This window comes from Acinetobacter sp. YH12218, assembly GCF_013417925.1.
Lineage (GTDB): Bacteria > Pseudomonadota > Gammaproteobacteria > Pseudomonadales > Moraxellaceae > Acinetobacter > Acinetobacter amyesii.
On record NZ_VPDB01000039.1, the window covers coordinates 13,663 to 30,868 of the forward strand.

The 17,206-nt window shown below is 39.1% G+C and carries 18 protein-coding genes and 1 pseudogene; 5 read left to right on the forward strand and 14 right to left on the reverse strand.

The features are described from left to right. Positions 1 to 22 precede the first annotated feature (22 nt). Complete coding sequence (locus FTV03_RS11495) at positions 23 to 673, reverse strand: hypothetical protein (RefSeq protein WP_180041472.1); 651 nt, start codon at positions 671 to 673, stop codon at positions 23 to 25. 100 nt (positions 674 to 773) lie between these two features. Here FTV03_RS11495 and ispF point away from each other — a divergent pair, with 100 nt between their 5' ends. After that, positions 774 to 1,262 carry a 2-C-methyl-D-erythritol 2,4-cyclodiphosphate synthase gene (gene ispF / locus FTV03_RS11500; RefSeq protein ID WP_168378679.1) on the forward strand — a complete coding sequence of 163 codons (489 nt, stop codon included), beginning with the start codon at positions 774 to 776 and terminating at the stop codon, positions 1,260 to 1,262. Here the strand turns inward: ispF and FTV03_RS11505 are convergent. From FTV03_RS11505 to FTV03_RS11515, 3 genes are all read right to left on the reverse strand, one after another. Then, positions 1,250 to 1,774 (reverse strand): protein tyrosine phosphatase family protein, encoded by a 525-nt coding sequence (locus FTV03_RS11505; RefSeq protein WP_078191020.1) that lies wholly within the window; start codon positions 1,772 to 1,774, stop codon positions 1,250 to 1,252. The genes ispF and FTV03_RS11505 overlap by 13 nt on opposite strands. Positions 1,775 to 1,831: 57 nt before the next feature. Next, positions 1,832 to 2,923 (reverse strand): 3-deoxy-7-phosphoheptulonate synthase, encoded by a 1,092-nt coding sequence (locus FTV03_RS11510; protein WP_143221612.1) that lies wholly within the window; start codon positions 2,921 to 2,923, stop codon positions 1,832 to 1,834. A 127-nt stretch (positions 2,924 to 3,050) separates the two neighbouring features. Beyond that, positions 3,051 to 3,947: a sulfite exporter TauE/SafE family protein gene (locus FTV03_RS11515; RefSeq protein WP_078193863.1), complete on the reverse strand. Its 897-nt coding sequence runs from the start codon at positions 3,945 to 3,947 to the stop codon at positions 3,051 to 3,053. A gap of 387 nt (positions 3,948 to 4,334) precedes the next feature. On the opposite strand from FTV03_RS11515, the gene FTV03_RS11520 reads away from it, so the two are divergent. Next, positions 4,335 to 4,595, forward strand: a complete 261-nt coding sequence (locus FTV03_RS11520) for a helix-turn-helix domain-containing protein (protein WP_180009501.1) — start codon at positions 4,335 to 4,337, stop codon at positions 4,593 to 4,595. A 106-nt stretch (positions 4,596 to 4,701) separates the two neighbouring features. Beyond that, positions 4,702 to 5,874 carry a lipid-A-disaccharide synthase gene (lpxB, locus tag FTV03_RS11525; RefSeq protein ID WP_180041473.1) on the forward strand — a complete coding sequence of 391 codons (1,173 nt, stop codon included), beginning with the start codon at positions 4,702 to 4,704 and terminating at the stop codon, positions 5,872 to 5,874. Between the two features lie 4 nt (positions 5,875 to 5,878). On the opposite strand, the gene FTV03_RS11530 is transcribed toward lpxB, so the two are convergent. Further along, on the reverse strand, positions 5,879 to 6,829 hold the full coding sequence (locus tag FTV03_RS11530) for an AraC family transcriptional regulator (RefSeq protein WP_180041474.1): 951 nt from the start codon (positions 6,827 to 6,829) through the stop codon (positions 5,879 to 5,881). A 181-nt stretch (positions 6,830 to 7,010) separates the two neighbouring features. Between FTV03_RS11530 and FTV03_RS11535 the strand changes: the two genes are divergently transcribed. After that, positions 7,011 to 8,216: an alkane 1-monooxygenase gene (locus tag FTV03_RS11535; protein ID WP_180041475.1), complete on the forward strand. Its 1,206-nt coding sequence runs from the start codon at positions 7,011 to 7,013 to the stop codon at positions 8,214 to 8,216. A gap of 444 nt (positions 8,217 to 8,660) precedes the next feature. On the opposite strand, the gene FTV03_RS11540 is transcribed toward FTV03_RS11535, so the two are convergent. The 7 genes from FTV03_RS11540 to FTV03_RS11570 form a co-directional block, all read right to left on the reverse strand. Continuing rightward, positions 8,661 to 9,605, reverse strand: a complete 945-nt coding sequence (locus tag FTV03_RS11540) for a phosphatidate cytidylyltransferase (protein WP_180041476.1) — start codon at positions 9,603 to 9,605, stop codon at positions 8,661 to 8,663. Beyond that, positions 9,605 to 10,255: a 1-acyl-sn-glycerol-3-phosphate acyltransferase gene (locus FTV03_RS11545; RefSeq protein WP_180041484.1), complete on the reverse strand. Its 651-nt coding sequence runs from the start codon at positions 10,253 to 10,255 to the stop codon at positions 9,605 to 9,607. Before FTV03_RS11545 ends, FTV03_RS11540 begins: the two co-directional genes overlap by 1 nt. 61 nt (positions 10,256 to 10,316) lie before the next feature. Continuing rightward, complete coding sequence (locus FTV03_RS11550; protein WP_180041477.1) at positions 10,317 to 10,745, reverse strand: hypothetical protein; 429 nt, start codon at positions 10,743 to 10,745, stop codon at positions 10,317 to 10,319. Next, a complete protein-coding gene (locus FTV03_RS11555) occupies positions 10,742 to 12,094 on the reverse strand; it encodes a phosphatase PAP2/dual specificity phosphatase family protein (protein WP_180041478.1) in 1,353 nt (450 codons plus the stop codon). Before FTV03_RS11555 ends, FTV03_RS11550 begins: the two co-directional genes overlap by 4 nt. Positions 12,095 to 12,112: 18 nt before the next feature. Beyond that, positions 12,113 to 13,867: a bifunctional alpha/beta hydrolase/class I SAM-dependent methyltransferase gene (locus FTV03_RS11560; RefSeq protein ID WP_180041479.1), complete on the reverse strand. Its 1,755-nt coding sequence runs from the start codon at positions 13,865 to 13,867 to the stop codon at positions 12,113 to 12,115. Positions 13,868 to 13,914: 47 nt separating this feature from the next. After that, positions 13,915 to 14,550 carry a CDP-alcohol phosphatidyltransferase family protein gene (locus FTV03_RS11565; protein ID WP_168378667.1) on the reverse strand — a complete coding sequence of 212 codons (636 nt, stop codon included), beginning with the start codon at positions 14,548 to 14,550 and terminating at the stop codon, positions 13,915 to 13,917. Positions 14,551 to 14,640: 90 nt separating this feature from the next. Beyond that, positions 14,641 to 15,534: an acyl-CoA thioesterase II gene (locus FTV03_RS11570; RefSeq protein WP_180041480.1), complete on the reverse strand. Its 894-nt coding sequence runs from the start codon at positions 15,532 to 15,534 to the stop codon at positions 14,641 to 14,643. Between the two features lie 154 nt (positions 15,535 to 15,688). On the opposite strand from FTV03_RS11570, the gene ybaK reads away from it, so the two are divergent. Then, positions 15,689 to 16,156: a Cys-tRNA(Pro) deacylase gene (gene ybaK / locus FTV03_RS11575; protein ID WP_180003791.1), complete on the forward strand. Its 468-nt coding sequence runs from the start codon at positions 15,689 to 15,691 to the stop codon at positions 16,154 to 16,156. 344 nt (positions 16,157 to 16,500) lie between these two features. Here ybaK and FTV03_RS11580 read toward each other — a convergent pair whose 3' ends face one another. Both FTV03_RS11580 and FTV03_RS11585 read right to left on the reverse strand, forming a co-directional pair. Then, positions 16,501 to 17,097 (reverse strand): hypothetical protein, encoded by a 597-nt coding sequence (locus tag FTV03_RS11580; RefSeq protein ID WP_180041481.1) that lies wholly within the window; start codon positions 17,095 to 17,097, stop codon positions 16,501 to 16,503. A gap of 19 nt (positions 17,098 to 17,116) precedes the next feature. After that, a pseudogene (locus tag FTV03_RS11585) lies at positions 17,117 to 17,206 on the reverse strand (IS5/IS1182 family transposase); the annotation flags it as partial.

The following is a 17,206-nucleotide window of genomic DNA, read 5'->3' on the forward strand; positions in this document are numbered from 1 at the left end:
TCTAAGTCATTCGAATTTGATCTTAATCATATAAACGATAAATCCCTGCAAAACGTTCACAGCCTTTTTGTTCGGTTTTTACTGAGAGTAAGGCTTTACTGTAATTGAACTGATATTTGCAGTCGTGTTCATTATCGGTGATTTGATTTTTTTGTTCGGGTGTTGTGTAAGCTAAAAATGGAATGGTTTGTGTTTCAACTCGATTGTTCGGATTACGATAGGCAATGCCTTCAATTTTGATGCTGTCTTTGCCCAGTTGATGTACCTTTAAATGTACAGGTGATGTCGCAAAATGACCATTTTCAAATTTAAGATAATGCTGCGTTAAACTTTGGTTCATCGAGGTATAAATATTCAAATCTTCATGGCGAAGTTCAAACTGTTGTTTGAAACACTCCAAGTTTTTGCATTGCTGAACTCGGCTGTACCATAATTTTTGCGTATCTATCAGCAAGCGTACAGGGGCATCAGTAATCAACTGCGCTGTTAAAAAAAGCCCATCTAGCTTTTCACGTTGTTCTTCAAAACCGTTAGAACAGTAATTTTTTTTTGCCTGAGTATTGGCATGATCGCAGTTAATTTTTTCTGCATGCGTAAACGTCGCTAGGCCAGAACCTATTAGCAGAACCAGTCCGAATTTTTTGATGATATTTATTTCAGTTTTCAACAGCATGATCGCTTATACTTTCACTATGTTGCGCTTGCCCACACTATAGCGAAATAGAAAGCGTGAATACAAGATTTCAATCATTATTTTCTCAAGGAACTCAAGCATGATAGCTCAAATTCGTATCGGTCAGGGCATGGATGTGCATGCATTTGAAGAAGGTGACTTTGTAACGCTTGCTGGTGTTCAAATTCCACATACACATGGACTCAAAGCACATTCAGATGGTGATGTGGTATTGCATGCGCTTTGTGATGCATTATTAGGAGCTTTGGCACTTGGAGATATTGGTCAGCATTTTCCAGATACAGATCCAAAATTTAAAGGTGCCGATAGTCGAGTACTTTTAAAACACGTCTACCAACTGATTTTAGATCGTGGATATGTACTTAATAATGCTGATATTACCGTGGCTTGTGAGCGCCCTAAACTAGCAAAACATAATTTAGAAATGCGTCAAAGTATCGCAGATGTTATGGATGTTGAAGTTACACAAATTAGCATCAAAGCGACCACCACCGAAAAATTAGGGTTTACTGGTCGCCAAGAAGGTATTCTTTCTACTGCAACAGTACTGATTTCTCACGCAAAATGATCTGGATGGATCAGTGCATGTTGTAAATCTTGAGTTGCTTTACGGCCTTGAAGTTGTAAGGCAACCGCATGGATTAAACCTGTCCATGTTTCATTGGGTTCCCAAATTTGATGCATCAAATCTTGAGCCTTTGGCATATCAACATCCATATAGTATTGACGATATAAATACATCAAACTGCTGACACGGAAGTTTTTCGCACAGTGTAGCCAAACCGTTTGACCTTGAACCAAATGGTCAATCATATCAAGTACTAATAGGCATTGATCATCTGAAGGGGTATCCCAAGAGATTGGAACTTGGATATAGTTCAGGCCTAGATCTAGGCAAATGCGGTCTTCATGCTCGATATGATTGGATGCATCAGTCAGTGCTAAATTAATAACCGTTGAAACACCATATTCTTTGATCGTTTGAAGCTCAGAAGGAGATGGTTGACCGGACGTTAATAAGTGTTCATGTATATATTGGAAGTTTTCAATGTGACTTAACGCATTTTCGATTTCATTCATCTGACAAATAATCCTTCAAAGTAAAACGCCATCTCGAAGATGGCGTTTTTCATTCACTTAGCGTGTCGGTAACACGTCTTTAAGTGCTTCATGCATCTCTAACAAAACTTTTTCAGTCGTATCCCAATCGATACAGCCATCAGTCACTGATTTACCATATTCGAGGTCACATAAGTTGGCAGGAATATCCTGACGACCACCTTTTAAGTGACTTTCTACCATAATACCCACGATTGACTTGTTTCCGTCAAGGATTTGTTCAGTAATATTTTTCAGAACAAGGGGTTGTAGGTACGGGTCTTTGTTTGAGTTTGCATGACTGGTATCAATCATGATTTTGCCACTAACTTTTGCTTTGGCTAATGCCGCTTCGGCATCTGCAACAGAACCTGCGTCGTAGTTTGGTTTACCGTTGCCGCCACGAAGTACAACGTGTGCATAAGGGTTACCACTGGTACGAATAACTGAAACTTGACCTTGGTCGCTTAAGCCCAAGAAGCTATGACCATGTTTAACAGATTGCATGGCATTGGTCGCAACGGTTAAACCGCCATCTGTACCATTTTTAAAGCCCACAGGTGAAGAAAGCCCAGAAGACATTTCACGATGTGTTTGGCTTTCAGTGGTACGCGCACCAATCGCTGACCAAGAAATAAGATCTTGGTAGTACTGTGGTGAGTTTGGATCGAGCGCTTCAGTTGCACAAGGCAAACCTTTTTCATTCAATTCAAGTAAAAGTTTACGACCAATACGTAAGCCTTTTTCGATGTTGAAAGAATCGTTCATGTCAGGGTCATTAATTAGACCTTTCCAACCAACAGTGGTACGTGGTTTTTCAAAATACACACGCATCACGACATAGATCGTATCTTGGATTTTGTCGCTTAAAACTTTTAAACGGTCAGCATAATCATGTGCAGCGACTGTGTCGTGAATTGAACATGGACCAATGACAACAAAAAGACGTTTGTCATTTCCATCTAAAATATTACGTACAGTTTCACGGCCCTTAAGGACTGTTTGATAGGCAGTTTCAGTCAGAGGTAGCTCTTTTTTTAGTTCTGCAGGAGTAACAAGAGGCTGAATGCTTTTTACATTCACGTCATCAATGTCGTTTTGGGTAATAGAATTTGACTGTAAAGTATTCATTGCCGTCACTGGTTTGATTATACAAAAGGTTGTTTCGTGAGCCGAATATAACATGAATATAGCATTCAAATGTTATAAAAAAGATCAATAAGTCTCTGAAAAAAAAGTGATGAATCGGGCAGTTAATTTAAACCTGCTGACTATTCACCGTCGGTGCGATCAACATTGCAGTTGTTGGTTTTTCAACAGGTTTTGATTTTACTGGATTAATGATGAAATTCATGCCTAAAACAAACAAGGTAATGCCTAAGACTTTACGAATCACTTTTTCTGGTAAACGTGAGCTGATCAAAGTTCCGACAACAATCGCTGGAATAGAACCAACCAATAACCAACCCAATAAATGAAAATCGACATTACCTGAGCTCATATGACCCAAGCCTGCAACCAGTGTAAGAAGCACGGCATGTACGACGTCAGAGCCGATAATACGAATCATCGGTAAGTTCGGGAACATAAGCACCAAAGCCATAATACCGAAGGCACCTGCACCAACAGACGATAGGGTAACGAATACGCCTAAAATAATCCCCATGATGATGATATATGCACGCTTATTTTTAGCTTGGAAATTGATACGTTCAAGATCCGCACTCATATCATCCAACTGATCAGTTTTTCGAAATTTATTAAAGAATTTTTCGATATGACCACGGAAAATAATTGAGATCCCAGTAATCGTCAGCATAAAACCCAAAAACATGGTTAATACCGTTTTGTAATGTGTCGATTGGCTCAGATAGTTTTCCAGTACCCAATGGGTCGCAAAAGACGCAGGGATACTGCCGACTGCAAGCCAAATAACAATGGTCCATACAATATTCATTTTACGTGCATGAACTAAAGAACCACAAAATTTTGAAATTGCGGCATATAGTAGGTCTGTGCCGATCGCAATATGGGGTTCAATTTTATACAGGCTGATCAGGATCGGGGTCATCAATGAACCACCGCCAACGCCGGTAATACCTACGCAGAAACCTACAATTACACCTGCCAGAATGAACTCTAAAGGACCGACCATCGCTGAATGCCAAATATCAAAAAACGTGCATATCTTATGACTAATTGATATAAGTCGTTGTCTCGATTAGTGATTTGCTTGTGAAAAAAATAGATAAAGAGTGGTTTTAATTTGGAAAATAATGGATTTTAAATAAGCTAAGTTATTGATTGTAGTTTTTGCAAGTGGTTGATAGCTCAAATGGAGATTATGCTGCAGTGAAATCATGTATTTAGAATATAAGGTGATGACTATCTGAAATGCATCTCTAATACCAAAAAACGCACCGTAGGTTTATTTTCCTAGTCTTTAATTAGTTATTTATCGATATATGCGACTGTGAACTTAAAGTCCATTCCTGCAAAATCTATACTCCTTAAAAAGATAAGGTTTCGCCATTATTCCAATATGAGTAGAAGGACACTGACCAGACATTTTAAACATGCGACAGGACTACCTATTGTCACTTGGTTAAACAATGAAAGACTGCGATATGCGGCTGAATTGCTTGAAGTGACAGATTATTCGATTGATAAAATTGCGGAAAGCGCAGGTTTTAATACCGCAGTGCTATTTCGTAAATTGTTTAAGAATAAATACGGTACAAATCCGAACCATTGGCGGAAAAATTTTAATCAGCAGCTAAATAGCAGTGATGAATATTCCTAAAATGTTGAATTAAAGACGTGCAGCTTTTTTTTGGAAATCTATTAACTTTGTGAAGGACTCGTATAGAATCTATAGCTAAAGAACATTGAGTTAAAAGGACAGACTTTTGCAAAATCGGAAACTGAAAATTGGCATCGTGGTTGGGGAAGTATCCGGGGATACATTAGGCGCCAAGCTTATCCGCAGTTTTCGAGAGCAAGGGATTGATGCGGAATTTGAAGGCATCGGCGGTCCGCAAATGATTGCAGAAGGTTTTAATAGCTATTATCCGATGGATATTTTATCGGTAATGGGGATTGTTGAGGTCTTAAAAGATATTAAAAAACTCTTTGCTGTACGCGATGGTCTGGTTGAAAAATGGACTGAAAATCCTGTCGATGTTTTTGTGGGGATTGATGCGCCGGATTTTAATTTGCGTTTATCTAAGAGCTTAAAGCAAAAACAGCTACCAATTAAAACAGTACAATATGTTAGCCCTTCAGTGTGGGCGTGGCGTCAAGGGCGTGTACATGGCATTAAAGCAAGTATTGATTTAGTCCTTTGCTTATTTCCTTTCGAAAAAGCGTTTTTCCAAAAATGGCAAGTTCCGGCTGCATTTGTCGGACATCCATTGGCAAGTCAGTTGCCTTTAGATAATCCACTCGTTGCGGCTAAACACGAGTTAGGCTTAGATGAGCATCAAAAACACATTGCATTACTTCCGGGCAGCCGTCGCGGTGAAATTGAGCGCTTAGGGCCTTTGGTACTGTCTGCCGCACAGATTTTGACGGAGCAGCATCCAGACTATGTGTTCTTGATTCCTGCAATCAATGATGCACGTAAACAGCAAATCGAATTGTTGCTCAAGCAGTACCCTAAAACATTACAAGCCAAAGTTCGCTTGATGGAAAACACCGATACCGAATCTAAAATTGGCCGTCAGGTGATGAACGCATCGAATATTGTCGCTTTGGCTTCGGGTACAGCGACTTTAGAAGCGATGCTTTTACATCGTCCAATGGTGACTTTTTATAAGTTAAATTGGCTGACCTACCATGTGGTGAAATTGCTGATCAAAATTCCGTATTATTCATTGCCAAATATTATTGCGGGCAAAAAGGTGATTCAGGAACTTATTCAACATGATGCAACACCTGAAAAATTAGCAGCAGAAATTGAAAGCTTGATGGATGTTGAAAAATCGCAAATTCAAGTGATGCAGCACATCACCATGCATAAACAACTGCTTTCAGGTAACAGTGAAAACCCTGTGGAAGCGATTTTAAAGCTTTTAGATTAAACCTTTAAGGTGACTCAGTTTTTGCGAGTTGATGCTGCTGTCGATACTGGCTCGGTGTTTGATCATAAAACTTTTTAAAAGTTTGGCTAAATGCCGTTTCAGATGAGTAGCCGATACGATGGGCAATTTGCTGAATAGTCAGTTGCCCCATTTGTAAGTGCTGTGTCGCCAGTCGCAAACGATGTTGCTGCAAATAGGCGAGTGGTGATTCACCGAGCATTTGGGTGAATAAACTGGCAAATTTAGAACGCGACATGCAGCATTGTTCTGCCAAACTTTCGACAGTCCAAGCTTGCTGGGGTTGTTCGTGAATCGCGGCCAAAGCATTGGATAATTCAGGATGACTCAAGGCATGCAACCAACTGCTTGAATCTGACAAGGCTGCAATATAATCACGCACACATTCGATAAATAAAATACTCACCAAATGATCCAAAATTTTGTCGAGGCCTGGACGGATCTGATGCGCTTCAACGGCCAGAAAATGTAAGCCAATTTGCAACCATTCAGGTGCGGTACTGCTCATGATATGTGGTGTATGTAACAGCGTGGGGAGTGCATTCACTAAGGGCTTTGCCATAATGCTGTCGACATGCCCACGGATCGCCAGTACAAATAATTCTTCTGCTTCATGAGATTCGGTAGAATTTAATTCAATGGTTTTATTTCGTTGCTCTTGAAACAGTGGCGTGATGTTCACTGATTCGACCAAGACATCAGACTGTATAGATTTGCAGTGATGGTTTTGCCCTGAGGGAATAAGGCAAAGATCGCCAGCTTCAAGTAAGACCTGCTCTTGATCGATATGCACAACACACTGACCTTGAATCACCACATACGCAACCATGGCATTGTGATCTTGAAAATGAAAAGCCCAAGGATGCTTTGATCTCAAATAAATATATTCAGATCGGTGGAGATGGATATCATCAAAAATTTTACTTAAAGCATCCATATTTCAAATATTTACTCATATTAATTTTGTATTTATAGATGGTCACTATGTGCTTAAAGGTCAACATTTATCCTTAAATGCCAAAGACGATCACATAGTTTTTTTGGACGCTTAAAACTGTTCTGGCTGCCCATATTTTACGAATATAAACACAGAAGAAGTAATTAGGGAAGTCTAGCGCATGAATGCACCAGTAAAATTAAATGAACAGCAGCTCGCTCAGTTAGAAAGCAAAATCGGTAGTGTTTTAGATAAAAAACGTTATGGTTGGCTATTGAGTCCAGGTTTACCAGTCATTGGTATGGGGATTTTGGCGGGTTATCATTTTGGTCCCAAACCGACAAAAAAACTATTTGCCATGGGCGGGCCGCTTCTACTGCATGTCATTATTCCTGCACTAGATGCACTGATCGGTGATGATGCCAATAACCCGACAGATGATGACATCAAAGTTTTAGTGAATGATCCCTATTATGATCGGATCGTCAAATTATTTATTCCACTGCAAATGGCAGCGAATGCTTTTGCTGGCTATGTGGTTACCCGTAAAGATGTTTCATTATTAGATCAAGTTCTACTTGGGATTTCGATGGGTGCCATCAATGGCGTCGGTGTAAATACAGCACATGAACTCTGCCATCGACCTCATAAAAAAGACCATTACTGGGCACATGCGACGCTCGCACCTTTGGGTTATAGCCATTTCCGCATTGAACATCCTTATGGACACCATAAACGTGCGGCAACACCTGAAGATCCTGCATCCTCAAAAATGGGCGAAACCTTTTATGAGTTTTGGCCACGCACTGTATTTGGTGGAATTAAATCGGCGGTGCAGATTGAGAAACAACGCTTAAAACGTAAAGGTTTAAGTTTCTTTTCGAAGGACAATGAGCTGTTTCATGGTTGGGCGATGAGTGCTGGTTTTCATGCCGCGATGCTGAAAATGTTTGGTAAAGGCGTGACACCGTATTTAGTTACACAGGCCTTGTATGGAATCAGCCTTTTTGAAATTATTAATTATATTGAACATTATGGCCTGAAGCGTGAGCAAAAAGCGGATGGAAGTTATGCGCGAACCATGCCTGAACATAGTTGGAATAACAATAATATCGTGACCAATCTATTTTTGTATCAATTACAGCGACATTCAGACCATCATGCGTATCCGACACGTCCATTTCAGGCTTTAAGACATTTTGACGAAGCGCCAGAGTTGCCTAGCGGCTATGCCACTATGCTAATTCCTGCTTTAGTACCCTCTATTTGGTTTAAGATGATGGATAAACGTGTCTATGATCACTATCAAGGTGATTTAACTAAAGCCAATATTCATCCTAAACGTCGTGCAAGTATTTTTAAAAAGTTTGCAATTTCAGACGTTTAAATCGAATACCTGATAAGAAGAATCCCAAGCTTGTTTACTTGGGATTTTTTATTGTGCGTATTATTAACCGATGCTACGCAGTAATATCAGAAGCGCACGTTGATTCAAATAAAAGAACGATACACGGTAACGTCATCCGCAATTGTTTGAGACAAGACTTATTGTAATCAAAAATGTTTCTGCGATTCTTTGAATAATTTGACGCTAGTGAACGAGTTTTGTCGGTGAGGTGCATTGCACCGCAAGATGGTTTCCTTTCGAAGCTTCGCTTCTCACTTTGCCGAAACAAAAGTATCTCCAGCCGAAGGCTAATACCTTTATTCAATCCTTAGATGTAAGACACTGTCGCATAGACTTAAAAATCATTTTTAAAATGTGAAATTAATTCTACGTGCGTAACACCATTTAAGATCCCAAATTTTCTGTTTAAAACTTAGTCATTTCTTAAGACCACCAATAGCGCAAAATGTGGAAAAAAATCGGTGCTGAAAAGCAGATGGAATCAATTCGGTCGAGCATGCCACCATGGCCTTGGATGAGCTGTCCCCAATCTTTTACACCACGATCGCGTTTAATGGCTGACATGACAAGTCCACCAAAGAAACCAAATATACAAACAATAAAACCAATACATGCAGCCTGTAGATAGCTAAAGGGTGTAAGCCATGACATAGCTACGCCTAGTGCAGTAGCTAAAGCAATGCCTCCGATTAAACCTTCAACGGTCTTAGATGGTGAAAGTATCGGTGCGACTTTGTGTTTTCCAAATAGCTTGCCACAGACATATTGCAAAACATCGGAGGCTTGTACCACCATGATCAGCCAGATCGCTAGCCAAATTTTTTCACCTTCAAATCCGGGAAGTTTGAGATTTAATAGCGCAGGCACATGCGAAATACAGAATACGCTGATCATTAAGCCCCATTGAATTTTTGAACTGCGTTCTAAGAATCGCGTGGTATCTTCGGCTTTGAGTGTAGCGATAGGGATAAGAAGAAATACATACAGCGGAATAAAAATAGAATATAGCCCGTACCAGTCGATATACACCAAGTAATACTGGTAAGGGATGACAAAATAAAAAGCGATCAGCAACGGAAGATAATCACCGCGACGGGTTGGGAGCAAGCTGATAAATTCACGTAAAGCAAAGAGTGAAATCAACGCAAACAGGATCACAAAGGCAATTTTGCCTAATGAAATTGCTACACCAAGTACCAACAACATGACCCACCATGCATTGATCCGCGCATTTAAATTGTCGATGACCGGTGCAGGTGCATAACCCGCTTTAAATTTTAGTATTGAGCCAATGGTTGAGGCAATAATCAAAATAATCGCAAAGATACCAAACAATACATAAGTCATTTGCGCATTGGTGAATTCCATTATTGATACTCCAATGCTTTTAATTTGAGTAATTCTTCCTGAGCGTAGTTTAAAAACGCGGATTTACTCTGTTCATTATGAACTTCTAAAGGCTTACCAAAAATAACGGTAGATAATAATGGCAATGGTATTAGCGCACCTTTAGGCATGACACGTTTTAAATTTGAGATCCACACCGGTACAATTTCAACATCAGGAAATTGATTTTTGAGATGGAATAAACCGCTTTTAAACTCTAATAATTCAACGTCATCATTTAAATTCCGAGTGCCTTCAGGAAAGAAAATAATCGAGTCACCTTGTGCTAATACGGTTTTGATCGGTTCTAATGGATCTTGATTTTGCTCTCGATTTCGCTGAATAGTGACGCCAGTAAACGTATCTTGAATGAGAAAACGTCGAAAGCCATCTTTTAGCCAATAATCCGAAGCCGCTACAGGACGCGTATTCCGTCTGAGATCTGTCGGTAGTGATGACCAAAGCAAAATAAAGTCGATATGGCTATTATGATTTGCATAATAAATACGCTGCTTCATTACAGGTTTACACCCGACCCATAGACTCCGCGCGCCCGTGAGCAGCCGCGCACCACGACGAGTGAGAAAGGCAATATAGCGAGCAATTGAACGGCTTAAAAAATTACCTTTCATTGGTGAGTGAGCATTCCCTAAAGTGTCTAATGGATTTGGCATGGCTTCAAATTATTGTGAATTATTTATACAGTAAAAATATGCAGATGAATGCGATGTATTGCAAGCAAAGCACAAAGATCTGCCTTTTAAATAAAGCCAGACAACCTAATTCACGCAGCTCCCATGCGCGACCACATTTATTTGCAGGCATTAATTTTAGATTGATTAAACTTAAGTCCAACTCTTTGGTGGTTTGTTCAAGGTTTTGGGTTTGGCTATATTCAGCGACAGTGGCTAAAAGTGCCGAATCAAATTTGATTCTCAGGCTTAAATAATGTTGTATTCCGAGCAAAACTAGACAAATTAATAAATATAGCAAATCGAATAGCATCACATTACCAAACTGGATAATGAGCCAGAGCGTGAGGATCGCTGCCACATAAGCTGAGATGAGCAATCCAGTGGTGGATTGCAACAACTTTGACAGCACCACAAGTTGTAAATTCATGGTGCAAGTCCTTTAAGTTTTAAACGATAAGTATTTAAATGTTTTATTTGCGGTGCTTTAAGCACGACCCACGGACGGTTATGGCGAATAATCCGTAAAACATCTTCGACTGAATATTCAGGATGTTGTTTCAATAATAATGCGGCAACTACAGCACTACTTCGTGAATATCCCAAAGCACAGAAGACCAAGATGTTTTGTGCTTCATCATTGTTATTAGATTTCAAGAATAGTTCTAAAGACTCTACAGCATGATGCAGCTGATTGGCCTGTAAAGGAATTAGGTCTAAACTCAAGTGTTGAGCATAGGAGCACTTTGGATAAGTGGGTAATTCTGCGCAACAATCGAGTAAAGCATCATATTGTTGCATGACCTGTTTGGACGGATAGCGACCTAAATAAATATAACTCTGATTGATTTTGATGATTTTAGAATCTTCAGGATGGCGATAGGTCCAGATTCGGCTATTGATCCAAGCAAATACAAAGTAAGGCGCAAACAATATTTTTGCAGCAATGGTCATATCACCATGACTGAGTTTTTGAAAAAAATGGGGTCGATTGAATAAATATGCAAACGCAACTAAAAGCAGACTGCTTGCAGGATAGAGCAGCCAAAGCCACCAACCTTTTGCATGTGCGATTGCGCCACAAAATAAGGCAGCAAATAGATAAAGGATGCCGATTTTAATGTGCTTTAAGCTTAGCCGACTCTGGCTGTTTTGAGTCCATGGCGTAGGACAGGACATCGGGAATAGCCATAAACATAAGGCACCGACCAATAAACCCGTTGGGATATCTATAAAATGGTGCTGCCAAGTGGTTAGAACTGAGAGACCAATCAAAAAGGACCAACCATCTACCAGATATTTTAGCTTACCTGTGCTATGCCGACGGTAAAAATCCCAAAGAATCACCAGTAGCACAATATGCAGAGAGGGTGCTTGATTAAACGGTTTATCAAAGCCCATCAAGACATCAAACCACAGCCCGAAAAAACCTGTGAGTTCGGGGCGCTCAAAGCTAAAACGTAGCGGGAAAAGTAAAAAGCAGCTGATTGAAATGATTTGTGCTGAAAATAGTCGCAGTACATGTTGTTTTAATTCAAACTTATTCCAACAAAGTAATAAAGATAAACCATAGAACAGATCAATCGACCAATAAGGCACAATACTCCATGGCCAAAGTGGAATATATTTTTCCCATTCAAAGACGATAACAGGTACGGAAGCTAAGCCCGCAGCGTATTGATTGGCAAAACCATAACTTAAGAAGAAAAAAGGTGCCAGAAATGCCAAACACAGTAGGCCGTATTTCCAAGTTCCTTTTTCAGTATCCAGTTTATGCATAAGATTGACCGTCCAAGCTTAAATTTTTTGTGCAACGGAAACGGTGAAAATACCAAACTCATCAATAACTTGATCGATTTTTTTGAAACCAGCTTGCTCAACTAATGTATCCATTTCTGCTTGTGAGCGTAAACGCATCACCCATGCATCTCCTTGGCGATGTGAGGTCAGGGCACGGGCGATAAATTCTTGTTGCGGATGCCAAATTTGACCTGTGTAGATGAGATAACCATCTTTCTCAATGGCTTGACTTAAGCCTGATAAGGACTGTCTAAGTAAATCATTATCACTAAATAATTCGTATAAACCTGATACCACAGCTAAAGTCGGTTTAGGTTCAACACTGGCTAAAGAAGTGGCATCAAAGGCGTCCGCTTCTACAAACTTGGCAATCTGGCTTAAACCTCTTTGCTCAATCATTGCTTGACCCGCTTGTACATTGATCGAGCTATAGTCTCTAAGCAGGATGGATTCAGGCTGCTCAGGCAGTTTTTGTACAGCATCTAAAATATAACGGCCATGACCTGCTGCAATATCCATAATCCGTACTGCGTGTTGGGCATCATTTAACTTAGAAGCATATTTCGTTAATAGCGCTTCAATATTTTGTTTTCTAACGCGAATACCACGCCAACCAATCGCATTTAAATATTGTCGATCGATGATTTTACCGAGAGCATTTTGGCTTTCTGATTGATCTCTGTAGACAAAATCTAAGGTGCTGCCAGAGTCGTATCCTGTATCTTCACCAATTTTTAAACCTTTAGAAAAGAGACTACCAATTTTAAGATTTTGTTTGGTTAAGCTCCAAAATGCATGTTTTAAAGAGTGTTTTGGAAGCGTTGAACTTAAGGTTTCTGCAACAGCACAGCTCGGGCCAATTTTATCGGCATCTAAAAGTTTAGGTGCGGAATAGGGGTGTTTAAAACATTGTTGAATAAAGCGATGGATTTTATCTGTGGCGATTTTGCGATGTTTTTCACCCAAAGTATCATGATAAAAACCGTCTAAGACGTGAAATTCCTTCATTGGATGAGGGAGTTTTTGATAAAACGCCAATTGCGGTTTTTGATGCACCACGAAGTCAGATCCTGAACATAAAATCTGTGTAGGAACAAAAATATTTTGTGCATCTTTAACGATTCGATCTGACGCTGCATATAGACCCAGCAGCATCCGGACTGATATGGCCCGAGCGATCTGCGGGTCTGTGTCATAACTTTGCGCACGTGCAGTATCGTGCGTCAACATTTTGGCTTTGACATAACTATTAATAAAAAAGTTGCCAGCGAATTTGTTGAGGAGTGTTAAGCCAGGTTTTGCAAAAGGCACATACAGTTTGATGTCAAATGCAGGCGAGGCAAGGCATAAAGCACGGATTTTAGGGGCATAATCATGCACCCATGTCGCGGCTAAAACTGCACCAACGCTTTGAGCCACGATCGCTATATTCTCTGATCGGATTTGGTAAGACTGTTCAATATGCTGAACAAAATATTGGATGTCTTTAACGCATGCAGAAAAGCTCGGTGCATCACCACGTTCACCGGCTGTATTACCGTGACCTCGCGCATCCCAAGCGAAAAAATCAAAATCAGGCAAATTCAATTCATTGACCAAATGCGCCATTCGTCCCGAATGTTCATGGCCACGATGAAACAAGATCACCGCTTTTTTCTTACGGTTGCTTTTTAAACTGCTATTTTCCCAATGTTGATAAAACAAGGATGTTCCATCATGGCTCGTAAAGGTATGCTGAGTATTGTTATACATTGTGTTGTTCTCAAAATAATGAATCGACTGACGATCTAAACTGAAATTTATTGTGGGTTGATAATGCTATTTTTAATGCGGTTATAAATCGTAATAAATAATAAAAAGATGGTAATAATCAAAATACTATTGCAGATAAGAGACAATGTATTTAAGCCAACATTCAATATAGAAGAGGTCACGATGATGACGCAGATGATGCTAAATACAAAAGCGCGGTCACTTTTTCCCATTGGACCATCGTAACGACGTTCTTGCCCCACTAATGGCGCCATCACACCGGTATATTCGGCAAGTATGGCGAGAAAACAGGTTAAAATAAGTAATTCAGCTTGAATAAAAGCAAAACAAATTAAACTAAAATAGAGTGCTGAGTCGGAAATCACATCACATAATTCATTATAAAAAGCACCGAGTTTGGATTGTTGGTTGAACTCACGTGCCAGCATGCCATCTATGGCATTGAAGCCCATTCGAATAAGCATCCACACGGGGAAAATCAACAGTAAAATGCCAATACCGTTGTGAGAAAAATAGATATAAATAAAAAATGCCACAGCTAGCGAAATGAACATTGCCAGTAGTGTTACTTGATTTGCTGTAATACCAAGATGATGAAGTGATTTAACCAAAGGTCGAAGCAGGTTTTGAAATGCAGGCTTAAGCTGGTAGATCGAAGGCATATTATTGTTATAGCGGTATGATTTGCATGAATTTTATACGATTGATGCTTAACTTAACAAGAATTTGAATGTTAAAGATTGTCACAGGCCTCAAGAATCGCCTGTATAACGCATTAAGTTTTCTTGTGTAGTACTTGCGACTAATTTTCCATCTTGCCACATTTGTCCATGACTAAGCCCACGTGATTGGGAGGTTCGGGTGGTATTCATGTCATAGAAAACCCAATCATCCACCCGAAAGGCATGATGATAATACATCGAATGATCAAGACTAGTTGCGATGAGTTCAGGAGACAGATAATTTAAACCATGTGTTTTGAGCGCCGCAGAATATAAATTATAGTCTGAATAGTATGCTGCAATGGCCTGATGTATATGAAGTTGGTCAAATTGTGCATCCAAGGCATCATGGAGTTTTAAATATTCTGCATATTGATTTTGATTTAAGACAGAAGTTTGACCGGACGGTGGCAAATCTGTCAGCACGTATTCAATTGGTTTAGATATAAGCTGAAAAGGCTGTAAAAATGTGGATAGATATTCAGGTGAAATAGATGATTGGATTTGCGATTTATAGAATTGCTCTTCTTTGAGCATACTTGGTGGAAACTGTGGGATCAGATCTGGTTCAGGTATTTGATACTCCATACCCATTTCGTTATTCATATAGGACAACATCACCATATATATTGGTTTGCCATACTGTATGGCGGTCACTTGTCGAGTGGAAAAACTATGGCTATCACGTAAATTTTCGACTTTAAATAATACGGGATGATTTGCAAGGCCCGCAGAAATAAAGTTGGCATGTAAAGAGTGGAGTGGGAGTGTGCAGGTAAAGGATGCACTGACTATGCTCTGAGCAAGTAATTGCCCACCAAAAATATGGTCACCAAACAGAGGTTTGCTCTGTGCCAAAAAGTAGCCCTGATCTTTGGGCACTACAGATAATAATTGGATGAGGTCTTGAGTCAGCGTTGTCATATTTTTTTGAAATTTTTGCTTTATTTAAATGTATTCAACTCAAACTTATTGCACAAGTCATGTTCATGAAAAATATAAAAGTGTTCGCCGGTCTTTCTAGAATAGGCTTATAATCGAGTTTTCCTAGTTGTCCGAATGGAATGACGAAAAAGCAATGACACCTGCATGTAAACTCTTAAAATCTAATAAAATCGACTTTACAATTCATGAATATGACCATGACCCAGAAGCAAAAAGTTTTGGTTTGGAAGCTGCGGAAAAACTTGGTTTAACCGTCGAAGAAGTCTTTAAAACCTTGATGGTTACGGACGATAAAAATTACTTTGTTGCCGTATTGCCAGTTGAATATCAGCTAAATTTGAAAAAAGTAGCCACAGCATTTGGCTGTAAAAAACTCAAAATGGCTGACCCAAAAGATGCAGAGCGTTTAACCGGATATTTGGTAGGTGGTATTAGTCCAGTTGGACAGAAAAAACGCTTAAAAACTGTGATCGATGCTTCTGCACAGAACTTAGCTAAAATCTATGTGAGTGGTGGTAAGCGTGGTTTGGATATTGGTTTAAAACCCGAAGATTTAGCAAAAGTTTTGGGCGCAAACTTTGCTGATGTGATTGATGATTAAATGTGGTTTTTGACTACTTAAATTTAAGTGAATTTAGAGGGAATACCTTCCACTTCAAAATCTATAAAATAACAAAAGCCGCATTGAGCGGCTTTGTGGTTCGATGACGCATCAAGTGTACGGAAGAGATGCTTAGGAATATAATCACAACTCATCTTCTCTTTTAAGCGAAAATTAAGTTATCTCGGAACAGCCGAAAAATTTTGGTTGATGATAATTACAACTTTTACTATTAGATTTTCAGCTGCTGTTTGGGGTGTTGATTAAATGTTCGATACTTAATTTTCTGCATAATATTTCAGGTACAAGTTTATTAATTATGCATAAAATCACGAGAGATAACTTTATTTTAATTCAACATAACTTTCAGTGTTTACAAGCTTTATTAAGTAGTTTTGTTTTGTATTTAAATTGAGCCCATTCGCATCTTTTAAATTTGATGTATGCAGGGCAATTAGACATTTTTGCGTGCCACAATGGATAACTTTAGCTTTAGCTGGATATGTAATAGTTAGTTTTTTAGCTTCGAGCCAATCAGTAATGAGGGTATCGTCAATGATAATTTGATTATGTTTTGTGCTACTAAATTCATTTTCAGCTGCTTTACGGGCATCTTTACCAATACTAATAACATAAAAAGTAAATGTGAAAAATAAAATATAAAAACCAACTAAATATGCATAGTAAATTCCACCACTTTGAACAATTTTATCAATTTTTTCACTGTGTTCTATGACTTCAAAATTATGAAATTTCTCTGATGAATCAATGGCGTCTTTAGCTGCAGGTTTTATGAGGTTGAGCGTAAATTGTCCAAGAGAAATCCAAAATAAGCCTACAACTGATAAAGGTTTTTGTATTTTGCTATTAATGGCATAGATAAAAATAGTTAGTAAAATTTGCCACAATTTTACTAAGATCCTTTTAGGGTGTGTTGACATTTACAGCCGATAAATTGAGCTAAAGAGGCAACCATATAAATATACAAGCTAAAGCAACAGCGCTTTGATAGTTACGTTTTAGCTTATCGTATCTTGTGGCAATTCCTCT